This is a genomic window from Rhodococcus sp. IEGM 1381 (genome assembly GCF_030056795.1).
Lineage (GTDB): Bacteria > Actinomycetota > Actinomycetes > Mycobacteriales > Mycobacteriaceae > Rhodococcoides.
Genome location: NZ_JASHKQ010000013.1, coordinates 21,336 through 42,877, shown reverse-complemented (window position 1 = coordinate 42,877; position 21,542 = coordinate 21,336). Strand labels below are relative to the sequence as shown.

The window sequence follows — 21,542 nt, the reverse complement described above, 5'->3', positions numbered from 1 at the left end:
CAACCGCACCACTGCCGCAGGCACTCAGCTGTCGAAGCCCAGACCCAGCGCGTCCATTCCCTTGAGCCACAGGCCGCGCTTTCCGCCGTTGCGGTCGGCTCGGGCGAATTCTGCGCGGGTGATGTTGATGCCGATGGATCTGATCGGCTCGGGCGGAAACGGCAGCGGCATGCTGCGCACCATCTTCAGTCGCGTTCGTTCGGTGTCCTTGCCGTCGAGTAGGTCGAGAGCGGTGCGGGCTCCGAAGTGGGACGCGCCGACGCCGAGCCCGGTGAACCCGGCCACCGTCGCCACCCGTCCGTTCATACCGAGATCCCAGAACGCACTGAACCGCGAGCAGGTGTCGATCGATCCGCCCCAGGCATGGGTGGCGCGGATTCCTTCGAGGCCGGGGAACATCTGCAGCAGGTGTTCGGCGAGCAATGCGAACTCTTCGGGATGTTGGGTTCGGCGCGGGTCGGTGTCGCTACCGTAGAAGTAGTGCGCGTCCCACCCGCCGAACAAGATGCGATTGTCCGACGTCAACCGGAAGTAGTGGAATCTGTTGCCGGAGTCTGCCAATCCTTCACGGCCGGACCAGCCGATGTCGGCGAGCTGCGAGGGACTCAGCGGTTCGGTCATGATGACGTAGTCCCACACCGGCACGATCCAGTGGCGGAGTTTGCGCCGCAACGACTTCGATGCCGAGGTGGCCAGCAGAACCTTGGCCGCTTCGATGGTTCCGTAGCCTGTCGTCACCCGAATACCATTGCCGGACTTGTCGATCGACAGTGCCTTGGTGTTCTCGTGAATGTGTACGCCGAGAGACTCGGCCGCGTCGGCCAGGCCCCAGGCCAGTTTGGCGGGGTCGATCATCGCGACGTCGGGGTCGAACAGTGCACCGCGCGCCATCGGCGAGGTTATCCGGGACTGCACTGCGGCAACGTCGAGATATTCCATCGGTTGTGACAGGCGCGCTGCCTCGTCGCCGAGCTCGCGCAGATCGTCGACCTGCCACTCGAAGTTCGCGATGTCGAGCTCGCCGGTGCGTTCGATGTCGGCGTCGATTCCGTACTTCTCCGCGGTCGCGCAGATCGCGTCGAGCGTCTCCGTCCCCATCCGCAGCAGGTCCGGTAGTTCGTCGGCATACCGGTCAATTCCATTGCCGAGACCGTGCGTCAGGCTGGCCGCACAGAAGCCGCCATTGCGGCCGGTCGCCCCTTCCGCGATGCGGTCGCCTTCGAGCAACACGATCGATCTGTCGGGATTCTCTTCGGCCGCGTGCACCGCCGCCCACAGGCCGGTGAATCCGCCGCCGACTATCACCAGATCCGCTGTCGCAGAGCCGGTGTGCCTACTGCGCGGAGCGGGCCGTCCGGGACGGTCGAGCCAGTAGGACTCCGGCGTGGCACCCGCCACCATTGCTACACCGCGCTCGGAGGGCTCGGTGGCCCACATTCCGTTCACCAGGCATCCTCCTGAACGTCAGGGCCCGCTGCGGCGAACACTGTTCGATGCCAAGGCTTTCGGGCGATCCCGGTGATGTCGGTCATGACGTGCTTGACGGTGAGGTACTCGTCCAGCGAATAGCTCGACATGTCCTTGCCGAAGCCCGAGGCTCCGAATCCTCCGTGTGGCATCTCGCTGATGATCGGAATGTGATCGTTGATCCATACGCAGCCGGCGGCGATCTCGCGCGTCGCTCGTCCTGCGCGGTACACGTCTCGGGTCCACGCGGAGGCCGCGAGTCCGAACGCAGTGTCGTTGGCGCGCCGAATTGCATCGTCGTCACCGTGATGCTTGGACACCGTGAGCACCGGGCCGAACACCTCGTCGCGATAGATTTCGTCCTGCTCGCCCACATCGGCGACCAATGTCGGCGGGTAGAAGGCACCCCGGCCGTCCGGAACGCTGCCTCCGGTGACGATCCTGGCTCCGGTGTCGCGAGCCCGATTCACCATGGCCGCGACACGATCGCGATGTGCGATCGAGATCAACGAACCCATGTCGGTCGCCGGATCGGTCGGGTCTCCCACCACGACGCGTCCCATCAACTCGGCCACTCCAGCGACGAAGTCGTCGTAGAGGGATTCTGCGACGATGGCGCGGGTGGCCGCCGTGCAGTCCTGGCCCCCGTTGATCAACGATCCGGCGACGGCACCGTGAATGGCGGCATCGAGATCCGCGTCGTCGAAGACAACCAGCGGGGCCTTGCCGCCCAGTTCGAGCTGCACCCGAGTGCCGTGGACGGCGGCCTGCGCCATGACTCGCCTGCCGACGGGGGTCGAGCCGGTGAAGGTCATCAGATCCAGGCCCTCGTGCGAGGACAACGCGACCCCGGCGTCTTCTCCGGTTCCGGTGACCACGTTGAACACGCCGTCGGGAACTCCTGCCTCTGTGGCCAAGCGCGCCAGACGCAGTGTGGTCAGCGGAGTGAGTTCGCTGGGCTTGAGCACGATGGCGCACCCTGCAGCGAGTGCCGGAATTGCCTTCCACACCGCCATCTGCAGCGGATAGTTCCACGGGGTGATCGACCCGACGACTCCGATGGCGTCGCGCCGAATCGACGAGGTGTGCTCACCCGAGTACTCGGCGGTGGCCTTGCCGTCGAGGTGCCGTGCGGCTCCGGCGAAGAATTCGATGTTGTCGATGCTGCCCGGCACGTCGAATTCCTGTGCCAGTCGCACGGCCTTGCCGGTCTGCGCCACTTCCTCGGCCGCGAAGTTCTCGGCATCGGCGTCAACCAGCCGAGCCAACTCCGTCAGGACCTCGCTGCGCTGCGCGGGCGTTGCGCGGGACCATTCCGGACATGCCGACCGCGCATGTGCGAGTGCCGAATCGACGTCGTCTGCCGTGGCCAGCCCGACCTCGGCCACGACCGCCCCCGTCGCGGGATCGTCGACGACATATCGCTGACCACTACCGTCCACCGCGCGTCCGTCGATCCAACAACCAGGAATGTTCGCCATACCTGCACAGTACCGCCGAATCTACTGATTCTCTCCTTTTCATGCCTCGCGACAACTGATTCTGTCGTCCGAATCGACAATTGATACGCATTTCATCGTCGAAGGGTTGTGTTCACCACCACGACAATGACAAGATCGACGCATGCCCGAGCAGCCACCCATCGCACTCGACGACGTCTCCAAGGCGATCATCGAACAACTCCAGGAGGACGGGCGACGCTCGTACGCCGCGATCGGCAAAGCCGTCGGCCTCTCGGAAGCCGCTGTCCGCCAACGCGTTCAACGTCTGACGGACTCCGGCGTCATGCAGATCGTCGCGGTGACCGATCCGGTACAGGTCGGATTCAAACGGCAGGCCATGATCGGTATCAAGTGCACCGGAGACAGCTATGCACTGTCCGAGGAGCTGTCTGCCATCGACGCGATCGACTACGTAGTCCTGACCGCAGGGTCGTTCGACGTCGTCGTAGAAGTGGTGTGCGAGGACGACGAACAGCTTCTGCAGATTCTCAACAAGCAGATCCGCAGCCTGGACGGTGTCACCAGTACCGAAACCCTGGTCTATCTCAAACTCGTCAAACAGCAATACAATTGGGGAACACGATGACACGAACGACAGCCGAACTCGACGCCTCCGCAGCCAAGCACCTGTGGGGCCACTTCACCCGCCACGGAGCCGGGGTCACGCCCCCGATCATCACCCGCGGTGAAGGTTCGACCATCTGGGACTCGAACGGCAAGAGTTACATCGACGGACTGTCGGGCCTGTTCGTGGTTCAGGTGGGGCACGGCCGCGAAGAACTGGCCGAGGCCGCGGCCAAGCAGGCCAAGGAATTGGCCTTCTTCCCGCTGTGGTCGTACGTCACCGAACCGGCCGTCGAACTTGCCGAGCGCCTCGCCGGTTACGCCCCGGGCGACCTGAACCGGGTCTTCTTCACCACCGGTGGCGGCGAGGCCGTCGAGAGCGCATGGAAGCTGGCCAAGCAGTACTTCAAGAAGGTCGGCAAGCCCGGTAAACACAAGGTGATCTCGCGGGCCATCGCCTATCACGGCACCCCACAGGGTGCGCTCGCGATCACCGGAATCCCTGCGCTCAAAGAGCCTTTCGAGCCGTTGACGCCGGGCGCGTTCCGAGTCCCGAACACCAACATCTACCGCGCTCCCGCTCCCCTGGACACCGATCCGAAGGCGTTCGGAATATGGGCTGCGGATCGCATCGCCGAGGCCATCGAATTCGAGGGCCCCGACTCGGTGGCCGCGGTGTTCCTCGAGCCGGTCCAGAATGCCGGGGGTTGCTTCCCGCCCCCGCCCGGATACTTCGAGCGGGTCCGCGAGATCTGCGACCGCTACGACGTCCTCTTGGTCTCGGACGAGGTGATCTGTGCCTTCGGACGGATCGGATCGATGTTCGCGTGCAACGACTTCGGCTATGTTCCCGACATCATCACCTGCGCTAAGGGATTGACCTCGGGCTACTCCCCGATCGGCGCAATGATCGCCTCCGACAGACTGTTCGAGCCGTTCGACGACGGCACATCCAGTTTCGCCCACGGCTACACCTTCGGCGGCCACCCCGTCTCCGCTGCGGTCGCCATGGCCAATCTCGACATCTTCGAGCGCGAGGGAATCAACGCGCATGTCGCAGACAAGGCACCGGCGTTTCGCACGACGCTCGAGAAACTGCACGATCTGCCGATCGTCGGAGACGTGCGCGGTGAAGGGTTCTTCTACGGCATCGAACTGGTCAAGGACAAAGCCACGAAGGAAACGTTCAGCGATGCCGAAGCAGAACGCATCCTCCGCGGGTTCCTGTCAACCGCTCTGTTCGACGCAGGGCTGTACTGCCGCGCCGACGATCGCGGCGATCCGGTAGTACAGCTCGCTCCGCCACTCATCTGCGGCCAGAAGGAGTTCGACGAGATGGAACAGATTCTGCGCAGCGTGTTGACCGAGGCGGGGAACCTGATCTGACCGAAACTGCTACTGGCCGATGCGGTCGATGACGAGAGGGCTCGGCGCGACAGCCGTGGCACCGATTTCCCAGCTGCCGTCGAGCGCCTGCTGCGCGTACTCGAAACGCTCGGGGGTGTCGGTGTACAGGGTTGCGAGCCGATCCCCGGCCCGCACCCGATCGCCCGGCTTGGCGTGCAGCCGCACACCGGCTGCGCTCTGCACCGGCTCACCCTGACGTTCTCGGCCTGCCCCCAGCCGCCACGCCGCGAGTCCGACTCCCATCGCGTCCAGCCCGGTGACGATGCCGTCCTGCGTCGCGGTGAATTCCTGGCTCTCCCGGGCGACGGGCAGCGCGGCGTCGGGATCCCCGCCCTGCGCGGCGATCATGGTTTTCCACCGGTCCATGGCAGACCCGTCGGCGAGCTTGTCGGCCGGATCGATGCCCTCGATCCCGGCCGCGGCGAGCATGGTGCGTGCCAGCGTGATCGTCAGCTCGACGATGTCGGCGGGGCCGCCTCCGGCGAGTACCTCGACGGACTCCTGCACTTCGAGTGCATTGCCTGCGGTGAGCCCGAGCGGGGTGTCCATCGCCGTCAGCACCGCCAGAGTGCGCACACCCGCATCGGTTCCGAGCTCGACCATCGCGGTCGCGAGTTCGCGCGCATCGTCGACGTTCTTCATGAACGCGCCGCCGCCGACCTTCACGTCCAACACCAGTGCGCCGGTGCCCTCGGCGATCTTCTTGCTCATGATCGAGCTGGCGATCAGCGGAATCGACTCGACGGTTCCGGTGACGTCCCGCAGTGCATAGAGCTTCTTGTCGGCCGGAGCCAGATCTGCACCGGCGGCGCAGACGACCGCACCCACGAACGGATCGGCCAGGATGCGATGCATCTCCTCACCGCTGAGGTCAGCTCGCCACCCGGGGATGGACTCGAGCTTGTCGAGTGTCCCGCCGGTGTGGCCCAGTCCTCGACCCGACAGTTGCGGCACCGCTGCCCCGCACGCGGCAACCAAAGGGGCGAGCGGCAGCGTGATCTTGTCTCCGACACCGCCGGTCGAGTGCTTGTCGACGGTGGGCAGCGGCAGCGCCGAGAAATCCATGCGGGTGCCCGAGGCAATCATCGCGTTGGTCCACGTACTCAGTTCCCGACGGGACAATCCCCGCAACAGAATTGCCATCGCCAGTGCCGACATCTGTTCCGGCGCGACGGTTCCGCGCGTGAACTCGGCAATCACCCACTCGATCTGTTCGTCGTCGAGAACGCGGCCGTCGCGCTTGGCGCTGATGATCGATACGGCGTCAGGCATGGTTGTTCACGCGTCCTTCGTCGAGGTTGTCGGGGCCGAATGCATCCGGGAGCAACTCTGCCAGTCGACGCGGTCCCGAGGTGGTGTCGACGAGCAGATCCGGGCCGCCGAACTCGAACAGCAACTGTCGACATCGCCCGCACGGCATCAGGATCTCGCGCCGAGAATCGCAGCAGGAGAACGCCACGAGCCTGCCGCCGCCGCTCGAGTGCAGGTTCGAGACCAACCCACATTCGGCGCAGAGCCCCAAACCGTATGAGACATTTTCCACATTGCACCCGGTCACTATTCGATTGTCGTCCACCAGAGCGGCCGCACCGACCGGAAAGTTCGAGTACGGGGCGTAGGCATGTCGCATCGCCTCATGAGCATTGTCGCGCAACGTATTCCAGTCGATTCCGTCCATGGTTCCCCATCCAATCACGCCGTCTGAATTGATGCAGAAATCTGCCCCGAACTTCGATTACGAATTGGGAAGGCAAACCTAACACCGAATTTCGGCACCGTACGAAGCTCGAGTCGAATTAGTTCCGTGTTTCGAATGGGTTTACAGTTTCGAGTAAGCGGCTAGTACAACCAGCACTAGGGCCGAATCGCGACAAATCGAGCCAGGCAAGACCGGCTACCGGGGCTCGACGCGTCCACCAACGACGTTGGAGGCATTGCACTCGATGAGTAGCACAACGGAAGTCGCTCCGGTCAAGGAGCACAAGCGGTCGCTGTACCGCGGGGATCCGGGCATGTGGTCCTGGGTTCTTCATCGAATCACAGGCGTGTTGGTCTTCTTCTTTTTGTTCGTCCACGTCCTCGACACGGCAATGGTCCGGGTCAACCCCGAGACGTATGACGCCATCATCGAGACCTACAAGACTCCGCTCGTCGGCCTGATGGAACTCGGCCTCGTCGCGGCTGTTCTGTACCACGCGTTGAACGGCATCCGCGTCATGCTGATCGATTTCTGGGGCAAGGGACCGCAGTACCAGAAGCCGATGCTGTGGGTCATCGGAGTCGTCTGGCTCGTCGTCATGATCCCGGGCGCGGGACGAATCTTCTACAACATGTTCACGGCAGGTAGCAACTGATGTCCACGACACACGGCCCCGAGGCCAAGTCACTCGGTACGAACTACGACCGTCCGGCCAGCTTGGCCAACCCGCGTTCACCGCGCCGGCAGAGCAAGGGCAACTTCGAACTCTACGCGTGGCTGTTCATGCGCTTCTCCGGTCTGGCACTCGTCGTGCTCGTGCTGGGACACATGTTCATCATGCTGATGCTCGACGACGGCGTGCACCGCATCAACTTCGCCTTCGTCGCCGGTCGTTGGGCCAGTCCGTTCTGGCAGTTCTGGGACCTGACGATGCTGTGGCTCGCTCAGCTGCACGGCGGTAACGGCCTGCGCACAATCATCGCGGACTACTCCCGCAAGGACACGACGCGATTCTGGCTGACCACGCTGCTGGTGCTGTCGATGATCCTCATCATGGGCGTCGGCACCTACGTCATCTTCACGTTCGATCCCAACATCTCGGCGAGCTAAGGACACTGACGCTTACATGCAGGAACATCGTTACGACGTACTGATCGTCGGCGCAGGCGGTGCCGGTATGCGTGCTGCGATCGAAGCCGGACCCCGCGCTCGCACCGCCGTACTGACCAAGCTCTACCCCACTCGTTCGCACACCGGTGCAGCCCAGGGCGGCATGTGCGCCGCGCTGGCGAACGTGGAGGAAGACAACTGGGAGTGGCACACGTTCGACACCGTCAAGGGCGGCGACTACCTCGCCGACCAGGACGCCGTGGAGATCATGGCGAAGGAAGCAATCGACGCCGTTCTCGACCTCGAGAAGATGGGTCTTCCGTTCAACCGGACGCCCGAGGGCAAGATCGATCAGCGACGGTTCGGAGGCCACACCCGCGACCACGGCAAAGCACCGGTTCGCCGTGCGTGCTACGCAGCCGACCGCACCGGCCACATGATTCTGCAGACGCTCTACCAGAACTGCGTCAAGCACGACGTCGAGTTCTACAACGAGTTCTATGCACTGGATCTGTGCCTGACCGAAACCGACGACGGCCCCGTCGCAACGGGCATCATCGCCTACGAGCTCTCCACCGGCGAGCTGCACATCTTCCACGCGAAGTCGATCGTCTTCGCCACCGGCGGATCGGGCCGCATCTACAAGACGACCTCGAACGCGCACACGCTCACCGGCGACGGCATGAGCATCGTGTTCCGCAAGGGTCTTCCCTTGGAGGACATGGAGTTCCACCAGTTCCACCCGACCGGTCTGGCCGGGCTCGGCATCCTCATCTCCGAGGCGGTCCGCGGCGAGGGTGGCATTCTTCGCAACGAGGAAGGCGAGCGCTTCATGGAGCGTTACGCCCCCACCATCAAGGACCTCGCGCCACGCGACATCGTCGCGCGCTCGATGGTGCTCGAGGTGCTCGAGGGTCGCGGCGGCGGACCCAACAAGGATTACGTCTACATCGACGTCACACACATCCCCGAGGAAGTTCTCAATGAGAAGCTCCCCGACATCATGGAGTTCTCGCGCACTTACCTCGGCGTGGACCCCGTGAAGGAACCGGTACCGGTGTACCCGACGTGCCACTACGTGATGGGTGGTATCCCCACCAAGATTCACGGTGAGGTGTTGCGCAACAACACCGACATCGTGCCCGGTCTGTACGCCGCGGGCGAATGTGCCTGTGTGTCGGTACACGGAGCCAACCGTCTCGGCACCAACTCGCTGCTCGACATCAACGTCTTCGGGCGTCGTGCCGGCATCGCTGCGGCCGAGTACGCCAACTCCGTGGACTTCACCCCGCTCCCCGAGGAGCCGGCGAAGATGGTCCAGGACTGGCTCGAGCTGATCCTGTCCGACCACGGTCACGAGCGCGCGGCCGACATCCGCACCGAGATGCAACAGTCCATGGACAACAATGCGTCGGTGTTCCGTACGGAGGAGCGCCTCGAGACGGCGCTCAAGGATGTGCGGTCACTGAAGGAGCGGTACAACAAGATCACCGTCGAGGACAAGGGCAAGCGCTACAACAGCGACCTGCTCGAAGCCATCGAACTCGGCTTCCTGCTCGAAATGGCGGAGGTCACGGTCGTCGGTGCACTCAACCGGAAGGAATCTCGCGGCGGACACGCGCGCGAGGACTACCCCGAGCGCAACGATGCCGAGTACATGAAGCACACCATGGCCTACAAAGAGGGCGAAGGTCTGCTCACCGAGATCCGCTTGGATTACAAGCCGGTAATCCAAACACGCTACGAGCCGATGGAGCGGAAGTACTGACATGAGCGCACCCACACTGGACAAGAAGTCGGACAAGAAGGATCTGCCGCCCGTCCCCGAAGGCGCGGTGATGGTCAACCTCAAGATCGCGCGCTTCAACCCCGAGAGCGGCGAGGGACAGCGATGGGACACCTTCCAGGTCCCGACCCTGACCACCGATCGTCTGCTGAACCTGCTCCTGTACGTGAAGGGCTACCTCGACGGCACCCTGACGTTCCGACGTTCGTGCGCGCACGGCGTCTGCGGCAGCGACGCAATGCGCATCAACGGCGTCAACCGTCTCGCCTGCAAGGTGCTGATGCGCGACATGCTCCCCAAGGACTCGTCGAAGACGCTCAACATCACCATCGAGCCCATCAAGGGTCTGCCGGTGGAGAAGGACCTCATCGTCGACATGGAACCCTTCTTCGACGCGTTCCGCGCCGTGAAGCCGTTCCTGATGACGACCGGCAACGAGCCGACCCGTGAGCGGATTCAATCCGCCGCGGACCGCGCCCGGTTCGACGACACCACCAAGTGCATCCTGTGCGCGTGCTGCACGACCTCGTGCCCCGTGTTCTGGAGCGACGGCAGCTACTTCGGCCCCGCTGCGATCGTGAATGCACACCGGTTCATCTTCGACAGCCGTGACGAGGGCGCAACCGAACGTCTGGACATCCTCAACGACGTCGAGGGTGTGTGGCGTTGCCGCACCACCTTCAACTGCACCGACGCATGCCCCCGCGGTATCCAGGTGACCAAGGCGATTCAGGAAGTCAAGCGCGCGTTGCTCTTCGCACGCTGATCGTCGGTTCCCATCGGGAACCACAGTGGCCCCCATGCAGACAGTCTGCATGGGGGCTTTCGCGTCGTATCAGAGTGCCGGCCCCCGCGGGATTCGATCTCGTCGCTCGAGCGAGATGAGGTGTTTCTGATGGAATCAGGGGGTTGATTCGCAGGTCGAAAGGGATCAGGCTCGAGTTCGGACTCTGCACCTGGCCATCGAGAGGACTTTCACCATGACCACCGGCACCAGCACAACCCGGACCGGACGGCTCGGAGAAGACGACTGCGACATCGATCGATTCCGTGAATCGGTATCGGAGCAGGTCGACCTCGCGAACTATCCGCATGCAGCGAGCGTGCGCGAGAACGTTCTGATCTACGACGCCCGCTCGGTCGAGGGCCTCGATGTCCCGACACGCGAGGCGGTGCAGAACGAGCTCGCCCAGGCTCTGCTCACCGGGCCCGGCATCGTCGTGTTCGAGGGCGCCTTCACCGAAGACCACGGTGTCCGTGAGGCCACCGACTACTTCATGGACACCATCGCCGGTCAGCACGCGGCAGGGACGAATTCGGGCGATCACTTCGCGGAGCCCGGTGCCAACGATCGCGTCTGGTCTGCGTTGCAGAAGCTGGCCGTCGATCGGCCCGAGGTGTTCACGAAGTACTACGCCAACGATGTGCTCGCATTGGTGTCGCACGCGTGGTTGGGACCGATGTATCAGGTGACGTCCTCGATCAACGTCGTCAACCCGGGCGGTCGAGCCCAGAATCCTCACCGTGATTACCACCTGGGATTCATGTCCATCGACACCGCCGCTGCATTCCCGGCACACGTACACCGACTGTCGCCTGCCCTGACTCTGCAGGGAGCCGTCGCACACTGCGACATGCCGCTCGAGAGCGGGCCGACCATGTACTTACCGTTCTCACAGCGGTACGAACCGGGTTACATCGCATTCAATTTGCCCGAGTTCCGGGAGTACTTCGCGCAGAACTACATTCAACTACCCCTTCGGGTCGGCGACGCCGTCTTCTTCAATCCGGCACTGTTCCATGCTGCCGGACACAACACCACGAATGGCATCCGCCGGATAGCGAATTTGTTGCAGGTGTCGTCGCCATTCGGTCGGGCGATCGACACCGTCGACCGCAAGGCCGTTGTCGAGGCCATCTATCCGTCTCTGCTTCGGATGGCGTCGAGCAGCAGCGCCGCTTCCGTCGAGAACGTCATTGCGGCGTCGGCCGAGGGATACGCATTCCCCACCAACCTCGATCGCGACCGACCGACGACCGGCCTGGCGGGCGAGACCCAGGCCGAACTTCTCGCGCGCGCCGTCGACGCCGCAATGCCTGCGGCCGAGTTGACGACACTGCTCGAGGCTCAGAGCCGGCGCCACAGCATCTGACCCTCTCGACTCACGACCGAACTTCTCGGGCCCTCTCCGGTCTCGACCGGTCACCCGTTGTTGTAGCGGGTCAGGACATGGATCCGCGAGGCCTCGTTGACCACGCCGTCCAGTGCGCCCCTCGCCTGCATGATCATCCGGCAGGCCAACCGTGCGTCGGCGCGCAGTTCGTGATGCAGAACTGCGGACACCGCACCGGACCGCAGCAGCACCCGATTGTCCTCGTCGAGGTCGTGGCCGATGAACACCCGACACCGGCGCCCTGCTGCCTCGAACGCCCTGACGATCGCTGTGTTCCCGCCCCCGATCGAATAGACGGCCTCGATCGCCGGATGCCGGCCGAGGGCGTCCACGACGAGAGACTCGACCGTCGCGTCCAGACCGTCGGTACCGGCGAGCTCGACGACGGTGCGCCCGAATCCCGCACCCCGCTCTGCCGCAAGGGTGCGCAGAGTTGCCCGAAATCCCATTTCGCGTTCTTCTTCGCCACGAAAGGTGTTGCTGCTGAGCGTTATCAGCACCTCTCGGTCCACGTCCCCGAGCCACTGATCGACCAGAAACGCGGCAGTGGCACCCGCCGCGCGATTGTCGATGCCTACGTACCCGAGGCGGTCCGAGGCCGATACGTCGGTCACGTAAGTCACCACCGGCACGCCGGTGCCGACCACGGCGTCGATCGCCTGAGCGACGTCGGGATCGTCCGGGGCTTTGAGGATGACTCCATGGGTGCCGCGGGCGGCGAGCTTTCCGAGGGTCTCGACCATGGCAGGTACCGATTCGGTATCTCGAAAGTGGAATCTGCATCGGACGAGCGCAGGCGAGAGCATCGGCAGTTCGGCCTCGATCGCGGTACGGAACTCGGCCGAGAATCGTGGCGGCGTCTGCATCACGACGTCGAACAGAAACTTGCGACCGTTGAGTCGAAGTTGCGATCGCTGCTTGTCCAGGTCTGTGATCGCCTGCTGCACTTCGGCTCTGGTGTCCTGCCGCACCCCCGGCCTGTCGTGCAGAACACGATCGACCGTGGCTTCGCTCAGACCGGCCTGCTGCGCAATCTCGCGGACCTTGAATCGATGCCTCACACCGACCTCGTTTCGTGATGCCTTTTTGAGGGGTTTTGACTGTTGATCGTAACCTCATCGGCCGCAACACTGAACGCATGAATTCCTACCTGTCCGGCGCACCCCTGCTCGAGAACTCCGTCGTTCTCGTCAGTGGCGGAACCCAGGGCGTCGGTGCGGGCGTTGTTCGAGCTGCTGCGCGAGAGGGTGCTGCAGTCGCCTTCACCGGCCGACGCGTCGACGTCGGTTCGGCCTTGCAGGACGAGTTGAACGCCGCCGGACACTCCACACATTTCATCGAGGCCGACGTGTCGGACCCCGACTCCGCTCGCGGGTCGGTCGAGCGCACGGTGGACAGGTTCGGACGAATAGACGCTCTGTGCAATGCAGCCGGGCTCACCACGCGGGGCACACTGCTGGACACCACTCCGGAGTTGTTCGATCACCACATCGGCGTCAATCTGCGCGGCCCCTTCTTCACGATGCAAGCAGCAGTGCAGAACATGCTCTCGCGCAGTGCAGCCGGGACCATCGTCAACGTCATCTCGATTGCCGAGCACGGCGGCCAGTCCTTTCTCGCCCCCTACGTCGCGGCCAAAGCCGGACTGGCCGGTCTGACGAAGAACGCGGCCTACGCGCACCGGTGGGATCGCATCCGCATCAACGGGCTGAACATCGGCTGGACCGAGACCGAGGGCGAGACCGAGATACAGAAGCGCTTCCACGGTGGTGACGACGACTGGGCCGCCACCGCGAACAACAGAGTCCCCATGGGCAAGCTCGGCCAAGTCGACGAGATTGCCGACTTCGTCGTTCTCCTGCTCTCCTCGCGCAGTGGAGTAGTCACCGGTTCCGTCATCGACTGGGATCAAACGATCATCGGAGGGCAGGACTGATGGGATCGCGGATCGGCGTCATCGGACTCGGACGCATCGGCGCGTTCCACGTCGACACGCTCAGCACACTCGACGGCGTAGACGGCCTCGTCGTCACGGACGAGCGTCAGGAAGTGACCGACTCGGTGGCGCAGAAATCCGGTGCCACAGCGGTCTCGTCCGCCGCGGAGATGATCGCGTCGGGGGTCGATGGAGTTGTCGTCGCCGCCGCAACGTCCGCGCACGCGGGGCTGGTTCTGGCGTGTGTCGATGCCGGGATACCGGTGTTCTGCGAAAAGCCCATTGCCTTCACCGCGGCCGAAAGTCTCGCTGTGGTGCAACGAATCTCGGGCTGCTCCGTGCCGGTTCAGATCGGGTACAACCGGCGATTCGATCCCGCCTTCGTCGCAGCCAAGGCCGCCGTTGTCTCGGGCGATCTAGGCCGACTACATACCGTCCGCTCGACCACCCTCGATCCTGCTCCCCCGCCGATGTCGTACATCGCCACCTCCGGTGGCATCTTCCGAGACTGCAGTGTGCACGATTTCGATATCGTTCGATGGGTCGTCGGACACGAGGTCGTCGAGGTGTACGCAGCAGGGTCGAACCAGGGTGATCCCGAGTTCTCCGCCGTCGGCGACGTCGACACGGCAACTACGACAATCACTTTCGAGAACGGCACGCTGGGCGTCGTATCCAACACCCGATACAACGGACGCGGTTACGACTGTCGCCTCGAAGTACACGGCAGCGACGATACCGTCGTGGCCGGGTGGGATCAGCAGGTACCGGTGCGCAACCTCGACGCGGGCGCAACGTTCCCCGATTCCACACCGCACAGCTTCTTCATGGACCGCTTCGAGTCGGCCTACCAGGCCGAACTGTCTGCCTTTCTGCGGGTCGTCGCCGGCGACATCCCCTCACCGTGCACGGCGCGCGACGCCCTCGAGGTCGCGTGGATTGCCGAGGCCGCAACAATGTCCTTACAACAGCACCGACCGGTGCGGATCGACGAGGTACGTCCATGAGCGCCATTCGTATTGCTGGAGCACCTATCTCGTGGGGAGTGTGCGAGGTTCCCGGATGGGGCTACCAAATTCCGGCAGACCGCGTGCTGACCGAGATGCGCGGAGCAGGACTGACGGCCACGGAAGTGGGACCGGAGGGATTCCTCCCTGCCGAGCCCGCCGAACTCGCACAGACTCTGCAACGCTACGGCCTGACCTCCGTCGGCGGGTTCGCTCCGGTCCTGCTGCACGACCGAGATCACGACCCGGTTCCAGGCATCGGGCCACTGCTCGACGCGTTCGTCGCGAGCCGCGCCGAGGTTCTCGTCCTCGCCGCCACCACCGGCAGCGAAGGCTACGACTCACGCCCCATCCTGAACGATGATCAATGGACAACGTTGCTGCTCAACCTCGATCGGCTGCACGCTGCCGCCGACAGCCGAGGCATCCGTGCCGTTCTGCACCCACACGTGGGCACCATGATCGAGAAGCGCGACGAAGTGTTCCGGGTGCTCGATGGATCGAGCATCCCACTGTGTCTCGATACCGGCCACCTACTCATCGGTGGGACCGATCCGGTGGAACTGGTGACCGTCGCGCCCGAGCGCATCACCCACGCTCACCTCAAGGACGTATCTCTTCCCTTGGCCGCCAAGGTGCAATCGGGCGAGCTCACCTACACCGAGGCTGTCTCCCAAGGCATGTACACCCCGCTCGGTACCGGCGATGTCGACATATCCTCGGTCGTGAACCATCTGCTGGACGCAGGTTTCGAGGGCTGGTTCGTACTGGAACAGGACACCATCCTGTCCGAGGAGCCGTCGGGCGAGGGACCGGTTCGCGATGTCGTTGCCAGTGTCGAATTCTTGCGCAGCATCGTGAGATCGCGCGCGGGGGTACCCGCGTGAGCGTGCTGCGCATCGGCATTCTGGGGGCGTCCCGGATCGCGGAACACGCTCTCGTCGAACCAGCGCGCATTCTCGGTCACCGTCTGGTCGCGTGCGCGGCACGAGACCGCACGCGAGCGGAGAATTTCGCCGAAAGATTCGGAGTGGAGCGGGTTCTCGACTCGTACCAGGACGTCGTCGACGATCCGGAGGTCGACGTCGTGTACAACCCACTGGCAAATGCGTTGCACGCACCGTGGAATCTCGCGTCGATCCGCGCCGGCAAACCGGTACTCACCGAGAAGCCCTCCGCAAGAACCGCGTTCGAGGCCGATGAAGTTCGTCGAGCCGCGTCGGAAGCCGAAGTCCCGGTCATGGAGGGGTTCCACTATCTGTTCCACCCGGTCACCGAGCGCTTGCAGCAGTTGGCGAGCGACGGCACGCTCGGAGACGTGCTTCGCATCGAGACGATCACCCACATGCCTGCCCCGGCGGAGGGTGACCCCAGGTGGTCCCCCGAACTGTCCGGCGGTGCCATGATGGACCTCGGGTGCTACGGCCTGCACGCGCAACGACTGTTCGGAACGACGGTCGGCGGCGACCCGAGCATCACGGCAGCCCGCCTCACCCCACACCCGTCCGGAGTGGACGCTGCCTTCGAGGTCGATCTGACATTTCCCACCGGTGCCACCGGCTCGGTTATCGGCTCCATGACCGCACCGGAGTACGACTTCCGGATCAAGATCATCGGTTGCCGCGGAGAAGCGTTGGCGCACAACTTCATCAAACCGAACGAAGACGATCGCGTCACGACGATCGTGAACGGCGACCGCACAACCGAGCACCTCGGTACGCGTTCGTCGTACACCTACCAGCTCGAGGCGTTCGCCAACCACGTTCTGCACGGCGGTTCTGTGCCGCTGGACACCGACGACGCAGTGCAGAACATGCAGATGATCGACCGAGTCCTCGAGATCGCCTCGCGCACCGACATCAGACGAACGCGCTGAAGCCCGTCACGCCGCGTCCGACGATCAGATTGTTGATCTGCGCAGTGCCCTCGTAGGAGTACAGCGCCTCGGCATCGGCGAAGAACCTGATGACATCATGCTCGATCAGAATTCCGTTGCCGCCCATGATCTCTCGGGCCCAACTCACCACCTCGCGCAGTCACGTCGTACAGAACGTCTTCGCGAGCGCTGCATGCTCGTCGTAGTGGACGCCGTTGTCCTGCAACTGCGAGACCCGAATCGCCATGCTGAGTGATGCAGTGATGTTGGCGGTCATCCGTGCGATGAGATCTGAGATCAGCTGGAACGAGGCGATCGGAGCGCCGAACTGCTCGCGTTCACGTGCGTAGGCCACGGCTCGCTCGTACGCACCCATCATCACACCCACCGCTTGGAACGCGACCCCTCCACGCGTGAGCCGAAGTACCTTGGCGGTGTCGGCGAACGAGTTGGCGTCGGCGAGCTTGTTGTCGAGCGGCACTCGGCAGTTCTCCAGATGGATATCGGCGTTCTCGACTGCGCGTAGCGAATACTTGCCCTCGATCTTCTCCGCCCGGAACCCCTCGAATTCCTTTTCCACCACGAAGCCCTTGACCTCGCCGTCGGCCTCGTCCTTGGCGAAGACGATGGTCAGGTCTGCAAAGGTGGCGTTGCCGATCCAGCGCTTGCTGCCGTTGAGAATCCAGTGATCGCCCTCTAGACGCGCCGTAGTCTCGAGCCCTCCCGCGACATCGGATCCACCGTGCGGTTCGGACAGGCCGAAGGCACCGATCGTCTCCATCCGGCGCATGGACGGTAACCACCGCGCACGTTGTTCCTCCGAGCCCAGGATCGAAATGCTGCTCATCGCCAGCGAGCTGTGGACGCTGAACATCGTTCCCGTCGACGGATCGACCCGAGCGAACTCCATCTCCAGCCATCCGGTGAGCAGCTTGCGCGAGGCCTTGCGATCAGCGAACGCGTAACCGAGACCGGTGATCTCGAGCTGGTCGATCATCGGCAACAGGTGCACCGGAGAGGTGGCCTTCTCCCAGAATTCGTTGGCCCTCGGCGCGACCTCATCCTGCAGGAACCGACGAGTGCGCAGTACTGCCTCGACCTCGGCGTCGTCGAGCATGCCCTGATACCCGAAAAAATCGGATTCGAGAAAGTCCGGCGACAGTGGTCCGAGGGGCTTGTGTTCGCTCATGGTCGGCTCCTTCGTCTGGCACCTCCGTCGGGCACCGCTACCGTTCGTCTACCCGCCGATCCCGATTCTCACGCCCCGCCGAGGCGATGCACTCAGCGTGTGCCGTTACGGGCGTACTCGGCGACAGCGTCGATATTGGTCGAGTCGATGAACGCGGGCCCGGTCAGCACCGGGGTGCCGCCGCCGATCGTGTTGCCGTTGTTGAGGTAGAGCCACAGCGAGTCGATGGCCAGGTAACCCTGCAGGTAGGGCTGCTGATCGATGGCCCACGCAACGTCGCCCGACTCGATCGCATCGACGAGTGCGGCGTTGGTGTCGAACGTGACGATCGTGGCGTCGCTGCCCGCATTGTTCTTGGACTGCACCGCCGTCAGAGCGATCGGAGCGGCCAGCGCGATGACGTGGTCGATGGTCGGGTCCTGCTGCAGCTTGGCGGTGACGGTCGCCTCCACGGACGGCAAGTCCTTGCTGTTGACGTTGAGGATCTCCGTGCTGCCGCCTGTGAACCCCTGTTTCACTCCGGCGCAGCGAGACTCGAGTGACACTGCGCCCTGCTCGTGGATGATGCACAGCGTCGTGCGTGCACCGTCCTCCGTGAGTCGCGCGCCTGCCGCACGGCCTGCGATGGTCTCGTCCTGGCCGAAGTACTGCTGGACTTCCATGTCCTTCCAGGAGTCGTAGCCGGAATTGAACGCGACGACCGGGATGCCCGCGGCGGTCGCGGCCTCGACGGAGGGGGCCATCGCGTCGGGTTTGGCCAGAGTGACCGCGATACCGTCGACCTTCGAGTCGATCGCACTCTGGACGAGGTTGGCCTGGTTGGGCGCCTCGGGATCTGCGGAGTAGCGCAGTTCGATGTTGTCCTTGGCCGCGGCGGCCTCGGCACCCTTGCGAACCAGATCCCAGAAGGTGTCGCCGGGAACCTCGTGAGTGATCATCGCGATCGTTGCCAACGGCGTGTCGGCGACGCCCGCGTTGCTTCCCTCGTCCGACGATCGGGGAGCACCACCGGTGCTCGAACAGGCAGCAAGCGTCAGTGCCACAACCGCTCCGAGCGCGACGACGATATGCCCGCGCCCAGTCCGAACCCGCACCGCACCCGAACCTACGGAGCCGAGGACCTGTCGAAACGGCATTGCACTTCCTCTCGGTAAACCGACGAGTCCGATCTCACCGGCCTGGTCGCGCCCGAACGGATGCGGTACCCGTCGGACATGTTGTCGATCATCTGTCAGGGCAATAGGACTCGTGCGAGCACCGGCGGCCCCCGACGAGATGAGAGAACTCTCATCGGTGACTCACGTACCCACAATGCGCCGTCGTCAGACTCGGCTGTGTGCGAACCATCATCGTCTCGGCCCTGGGACTGCTCACGCTCGCCGTGCTCGTCGCAGCATTGCTGACGACTCGATCGACGGGCGAGCAGACCCCGTTGCCCGCACCCATCGTCGCACCCGCCGCACCCGTGCAATCCGCCCCGGGTACCCCGCAACCCGTTCCCCCAGCACCGGAACCGGGCGATCCCGCGCCCACCACTGCGCCCACCACCGCGCCACAGCCGGTGGCACCGGACGGATTCGTGCCCCCGCCGCCGCTGCCGCCTGCCGACTGGGACGATGACTTCGACGACGACTGGGATGACGATGACGACGACTGACCCTGCTGCGAGACCGACCACGTGATGCGGACGCGACTGCTCCCACTACGCCCGACGAGCGCTCGGAGCCGCATCTTCTCGTGGGTGCTGCTGCTGGTGCTGGCGTCTCTGGCGGCCGTCACCGTCACCACCTGGCTGCTCATGATCCGCGCGACCGACAATCGCATGCGCGAATCGCTGCGCACCGAGATCGCCGAGTTCACCACCCTCACCGACGCAGGCGTCGATCCAGGAACCGGCGCACCGTTCGTCGACATCAACGACGTGCTCCGCGTGGTGATCACCTACAACCTCGCTCGCCCCAACGAGAAGTTCCTGGGTTACGTGGACGGCGCTTTCGCCGTGCAGAGCAGGCAGCAGGCACCGGTGCGTCTCTCCGACGACACCGGCTTCACCGCCGAGGTCGGTACCGTCACCGCGCCGGTCGAGGGTTCGTATTCGAGTGCGGCAGGTGAAGTGGTGTACCTCGCGGTGCCGGTCTCCCTGGCGGGCGACCCGGTGACCGGGGTCGTGGTCGCCGCCTACTTCGCCGACCAGGAACGCGCGTCGGCCGACGAGACCGCGACCCTGATGCTCGTCGTCGGCGGCGTCACCTCGGTGCTGGCGGCAGCAGGGGCGTGGTTCGTCGCGGGCCGCATCATGTCGCCGATCAGACACATCACCGCCACCGCCAGAACGATCACCGAGACCGACCTGTCCGGCCGAATCACCGACGCCAGAACGACGGGTCGAGGCGACGACATCGGAGCCCTGATCGACACCCTGAACTCGATGCTCGACCGAATCGAGTCCGGCGCGGCGAGTCAGCGCCGATTCCTCGACGATGCAGGCCACGAGCTCCGCACTCCCATCACCATCGTCCGAGGTCATCTCGATGTGCTCGACCACGGCGACCCCGCCGACGTTCGAGATACCGTCGCGCTCGTCGACGACGAACTCGATCGAATGAACCGACTCGTCGCAGACCTGTTGCTGCTCACCCGGGCCGACCAGACGAGCTTCGTCACGCCGGTGGACACCGATGTCGACGCGCTCACTCGAAGCGTGTTCGACAAGGTGACCACCCTCGCCGACCGGGAATGGGTGCTGGAGGCGAGCGCAACCGTCCACGCGTCGCTCGACGCGCAACGACTGACCCAGGCACTGCTGGCGTTGGCGGACAACGCAACTCACCACACGATACCCGGCAGTCGCGTCGGCATCGGATCACAACTGTCCGACGGTGACATCCGGTTCTGGGTCACAGACTCGGGCCCGGGAATCGAGCGCGACGAGCAGGAACGAATCTTCGAGCGCTTCGCCCGCGGTCGCAACGGAACCAGACGCACCGAGGGCGCGGGGCTCGGATTGTCCATCGTCACCGCCATCGCACAGGCCCATGGTGGACGGGTGAGTGTCGGCAGCGCACCGGGACACGGGGCCACGTTCACCATCACGATTCCACTGACCGATTCCCTACCCCCGCAGAAGGATCGACCATGGCCCGCATCCTGATCGCCGAAGACGAACCCCGCATAGCCTCATTCGTCCACAAGGGGCTGCGAGCGAGCGGTTTCAGCACGACGACCGTCTCCGACGGCAGATCCGCGTACGAACACGCCCGCAGCGGTGACTTCGATCTGGTGGTACTCGACATCGGGTTGCCGATCATGGACGGCTTCGAGGTACTGCAGCGACTGCGTGGAGAGCAGTGCGAGATACCGGTGATCGTGTTGACCGCCCGCGACAGCGTCCACGACGTGGTGTCCGGTCTCGAGACCGGTGCCGACGACTACATGGCCAAGCCGTTCCGATTCGAGGAACTGCTGGCGCGCATCCGAGTTCGCCTGGGCACCAAACGAACCGTCGACACCACGCAGCTCGCGGTCGCCGACCTCACCCTCGACCTGCGTACTCGGCGAGCTGTGGTGGGAGACCGAACCGTCGACCTGTCGGCCCGTGAGTTCGCCCTGGCCGAGACCTTCATGCGCCACCCCGGCCAGGTCCTCTCGCGAGAGCAACTCCTGTCGCAGGTGTGGGGCTACGACTTCGACCCGGGATCGAATGTCGTCGACGTCTACGTCCGCTACCTTCGGGCGAAATTCGGCGCCGCACGAATCGAGACCGTCCGCGGAATGGGATACCGACTGTCCGAGACATGAGTGGCGTCGGCCGGTGCCGACGCCACT

Annotated in this window: 20 protein-coding genes and 1 pseudogene; 14 read left to right on the top strand and 7 right to left on the bottom strand. The window is 64.1% G+C overall.

Annotated features, from left to right (window positions below; all coding sequences use genetic code 11):
* Window positions 1-24: 24 nt before the first annotated feature.
* Window positions 25-1,437 carry an NAD(P)/FAD-dependent oxidoreductase gene (locus QM797_RS20965; RefSeq protein WP_283277654.1) on the bottom strand — a complete coding sequence of 471 codons (1,413 nt, stop codon included), beginning with the start codon at window positions 1,435-1,437 and terminating at the stop codon, window positions 25-27.
* 5 nt (window positions 1,438-1,442) lie between these two features.
* Window positions 1,443-2,948 (bottom strand): gamma-aminobutyraldehyde dehydrogenase, encoded by a 1,506-nt coding sequence (locus tag QM797_RS20960; protein ID WP_283277587.1) that lies wholly within the window; start codon window positions 2,946-2,948, stop codon window positions 1,443-1,445.
* A gap of 142 nt (window positions 2,949-3,090) precedes the next feature.
* Between QM797_RS20960 and QM797_RS20955 the strand changes: the two genes are divergently transcribed.
* Entirely contained in the window at window positions 3,091-3,555 is a 465-nt protein-coding gene (locus tag QM797_RS20955; RefSeq protein WP_032376836.1) for an Lrp/AsnC family transcriptional regulator, read from the top strand.
* Complete coding sequence (locus QM797_RS20950; RefSeq protein WP_283277586.1) at window positions 3,552-4,919, top strand: aspartate aminotransferase family protein; 1,368 nt, start codon at window positions 3,552-3,554, stop codon at window positions 4,917-4,919. Before QM797_RS20955 ends, QM797_RS20950 begins: the two co-directional genes overlap by 4 nt.
* A 9-nt stretch (window positions 4,920-4,928) precedes the next feature.
* Here QM797_RS20950 and QM797_RS20945 read toward each other — a convergent pair whose 3' ends face one another.
* Together QM797_RS20945 and QM797_RS20940 are read right to left on the bottom strand one after the other, a co-directional pair.
* Window positions 4,929-6,212 carry a thymidine phosphorylase gene (locus tag QM797_RS20945; protein WP_283277585.1) on the bottom strand — a complete coding sequence of 428 codons (1,284 nt, stop codon included), beginning with the start codon at window positions 6,210-6,212 and terminating at the stop codon, window positions 4,929-4,931.
* The gene (locus tag QM797_RS20940; protein ID WP_283277584.1) at window positions 6,205-6,618 is read right to left on the bottom strand and encodes a cytidine deaminase; all 414 of its coding nucleotides are present in this window, start codon (window positions 6,616-6,618) and stop codon (window positions 6,205-6,207) included. Before QM797_RS20940 ends, QM797_RS20945 begins: the two co-directional genes overlap by 8 nt.
* Window positions 6,619-6,883: 265 nt before the next feature.
* Between QM797_RS20940 and sdhC the strand changes: the two genes are divergently transcribed.
* The 5 genes from sdhC (at window position 6,884) to QM797_RS20915 (ending at window position 11,688) form a co-directional block, all read left to right on the top strand.
* Window positions 6,884-7,294 carry a succinate dehydrogenase, cytochrome b556 subunit gene (gene sdhC, locus QM797_RS20935; protein WP_283277583.1) on the top strand — a complete coding sequence of 137 codons (411 nt, stop codon included), beginning with the start codon at window positions 6,884-6,886 and terminating at the stop codon, window positions 7,292-7,294.
* Window positions 7,294-7,749: a succinate dehydrogenase hydrophobic membrane anchor subunit gene (locus tag QM797_RS20930; protein ID WP_283277582.1), complete on the top strand. Its 456-nt coding sequence runs from the start codon at window positions 7,294-7,296 to the stop codon at window positions 7,747-7,749. Before sdhC ends, QM797_RS20930 begins: the two co-directional genes overlap by 1 nt.
* A 16-nt stretch (window positions 7,750-7,765) precedes the next feature.
* Entirely contained in the window at window positions 7,766-9,517 is a 1,752-nt protein-coding gene (gene sdhA / locus QM797_RS20925) for a succinate dehydrogenase flavoprotein subunit (protein ID WP_283277581.1), read from the top strand.
* Window position 9,518: 1 nt separating this feature from the next.
* On the top strand, window positions 9,519-10,301 hold the full coding sequence (locus tag QM797_RS20920) for a succinate dehydrogenase iron-sulfur subunit (RefSeq protein ID WP_283277580.1): 783 nt from the start codon (window positions 9,519-9,521) through the stop codon (window positions 10,299-10,301).
* Window positions 10,302-10,515: 214 nt separating this feature from the next.
* Entirely contained in the window at window positions 10,516-11,688 is a 1,173-nt protein-coding gene (locus tag QM797_RS20915; RefSeq protein WP_283277579.1) for a phytanoyl-CoA dioxygenase family protein, read from the top strand.
* Window positions 11,689-11,738: 50 nt separating this feature from the next.
* Here QM797_RS20915 and QM797_RS20910 read toward each other — a convergent pair whose 3' ends face one another.
* Complete coding sequence (locus tag QM797_RS20910; RefSeq protein WP_283277578.1) at window positions 11,739-12,770, bottom strand: LacI family DNA-binding transcriptional regulator; 1,032 nt, start codon at window positions 12,768-12,770, stop codon at window positions 11,739-11,741.
* Between the two features lie 77 nt (window positions 12,771-12,847).
* On the opposite strand from QM797_RS20910, the gene QM797_RS20905 reads away from it, so the two are divergent.
* Genes QM797_RS20905 through QM797_RS20890 form a run of 4 tightly spaced genes read left to right on the top strand, consistent with a single transcriptional unit; the run spans window position 12,848 to window position 16,528 of the window.
* Complete coding sequence (locus tag QM797_RS20905; protein WP_283277577.1) at window positions 12,848-13,645, top strand: SDR family oxidoreductase; 798 nt, start codon at window positions 12,848-12,850, stop codon at window positions 13,643-13,645.
* Window positions 13,645-14,652: a Gfo/Idh/MocA family protein gene (locus tag QM797_RS20900; protein ID WP_283277576.1), complete on the top strand. Its 1,008-nt coding sequence runs from the start codon at window positions 13,645-13,647 to the stop codon at window positions 14,650-14,652. The genes QM797_RS20905 and QM797_RS20900 overlap by 1 nt, the downstream gene beginning before the upstream one ends.
* Entirely contained in the window at window positions 14,649-15,539 is an 891-nt protein-coding gene (locus QM797_RS20895; RefSeq protein ID WP_283277575.1) for a sugar phosphate isomerase/epimerase family protein, read from the top strand. Before QM797_RS20900 ends, QM797_RS20895 begins: the two co-directional genes overlap by 4 nt.
* Window positions 15,536-16,528: a Gfo/Idh/MocA family protein gene (locus QM797_RS20890; protein ID WP_283277574.1), complete on the top strand. Its 993-nt coding sequence runs from the start codon at window positions 15,536-15,538 to the stop codon at window positions 16,526-16,528. The genes QM797_RS20895 and QM797_RS20890 overlap by 4 nt, the downstream gene beginning before the upstream one ends.
* Here the strand turns inward: QM797_RS20890 and QM797_RS20885 are convergent.
* Window positions 16,512-17,645, bottom strand: a pseudogene (locus QM797_RS20885) (acyl-CoA dehydrogenase family protein). The gene QM797_RS20890 and the pseudogene QM797_RS20885 overlap by 17 nt on opposite strands.
* Window positions 17,646-17,809: 164 nt before the next feature.
* Window positions 17,810-18,853, bottom strand: coding sequence for a substrate-binding domain-containing protein (locus tag QM797_RS20880; protein ID WP_502942371.1), 1,044 nt, complete (start codon window positions 18,851-18,853; stop codon window positions 17,810-17,812).
* Between the two features lie 200 nt (window positions 18,854-19,053).
* Here QM797_RS20880 and QM797_RS20875 point away from each other — a divergent pair, with 200 nt between their 5' ends.
* From QM797_RS20875 to QM797_RS20865, 3 genes are read left to right on the top strand one after another with little or no spacing between them, the layout of a single operon-like run.
* Window positions 19,054-19,374, top strand: coding sequence for a hypothetical protein (locus tag QM797_RS20875; protein ID WP_283277573.1), 321 nt, complete (start codon window positions 19,054-19,056; stop codon window positions 19,372-19,374).
* A 24-nt stretch (window positions 19,375-19,398) separates the two neighbouring features.
* Window positions 19,399-20,868: a sensor histidine kinase gene (locus QM797_RS20870; protein ID WP_283277572.1), complete on the top strand. Its 1,470-nt coding sequence runs from the start codon at window positions 19,399-19,401 to the stop codon at window positions 20,866-20,868.
* A complete protein-coding gene (locus QM797_RS20865) occupies window positions 20,853-21,515 on the top strand; it encodes a response regulator transcription factor (protein ID WP_283277571.1) in 663 nt (220 codons plus the stop codon). The genes QM797_RS20870 and QM797_RS20865 overlap by 16 nt, the downstream gene beginning before the upstream one ends.
* Window positions 21,516-21,542 lie beyond the last annotated feature (27 nt).

Bases quoted from the DNA above. Each gene is read 5' to 3' on its own strand.
- QM797_RS20965 (WP_283277654.1), bottom strand. From the start codon at position 1,437: ATGTGGGCCACCGAGCCCTCCGAGCGCGGTGTAGCAATGGTGGCGGGT.
- QM797_RS20960 (WP_283277587.1), bottom strand. From the start codon at position 2,948: ATGGCGAACATTCCTGGTTGTTGGATCGACGGACGCGCGGTGGACGGT.
- QM797_RS20955 (WP_032376836.1), top strand. From the start codon at position 3,091: ATGCCCGAGCAGCCACCCATCGCACTCGACGACGTCTCCAAGGCGATC.
- QM797_RS20950 (WP_283277586.1), top strand. From the start codon at position 3,552: ATGACACGAACGACAGCCGAACTCGACGCCTCCGCAGCCAAGCACCTG.
- QM797_RS20945 (WP_283277585.1), bottom strand. From the start codon at position 6,212: ATGCCTGACGCCGTATCGATCATCAGCGCCAAGCGCGACGGCCGCGTT.
- QM797_RS20940 (WP_283277584.1), bottom strand. From the start codon at position 6,618: ATGGACGGAATCGACTGGAATACGTTGCGCGACAATGCTCATGAGGCG.
- sdhC (WP_283277583.1), top strand. From the start codon at position 6,884: ATGAGTAGCACAACGGAAGTCGCTCCGGTCAAGGAGCACAAGCGGTCG.
- QM797_RS20930 (WP_283277582.1), top strand. From the start codon at position 7,294: ATGTCCACGACACACGGCCCCGAGGCCAAGTCACTCGGTACGAACTAC.
- sdhA (WP_283277581.1), top strand. From the start codon at position 7,766: ATGCAGGAACATCGTTACGACGTACTGATCGTCGGCGCAGGCGGTGCC.
- QM797_RS20920 (WP_283277580.1), top strand. From the start codon at position 9,519: ATGAGCGCACCCACACTGGACAAGAAGTCGGACAAGAAGGATCTGCCG.
- QM797_RS20915 (WP_283277579.1), top strand. From the start codon at position 10,516: ATGACCACCGGCACCAGCACAACCCGGACCGGACGGCTCGGAGAAGAC.
- QM797_RS20905 (WP_283277577.1), top strand. From the start codon at position 12,848: ATGAATTCCTACCTGTCCGGCGCACCCCTGCTCGAGAACTCCGTCGTT.
- QM797_RS20900 (WP_283277576.1), top strand. From the start codon at position 13,645: ATGGGATCGCGGATCGGCGTCATCGGACTCGGACGCATCGGCGCGTTC.
- QM797_RS20895 (WP_283277575.1), top strand. From the start codon at position 14,649: ATGAGCGCCATTCGTATTGCTGGAGCACCTATCTCGTGGGGAGTGTGC.
- QM797_RS20880 (WP_502942371.1), bottom strand. From the start codon at position 18,853: ATGCCGTTTCGACAGGTCCTCGGCTCCGTAGGTTCGGGTGCGGTGCGG.
- QM797_RS20870 (WP_283277572.1), top strand. From the start codon at position 19,399: ATGCGGACGCGACTGCTCCCACTACGCCCGACGAGCGCTCGGAGCCGC.
- QM797_RS20865 (WP_283277571.1), top strand. From the start codon at position 20,853: ATGGCCCGCATCCTGATCGCCGAAGACGAACCCCGCATAGCCTCATTC.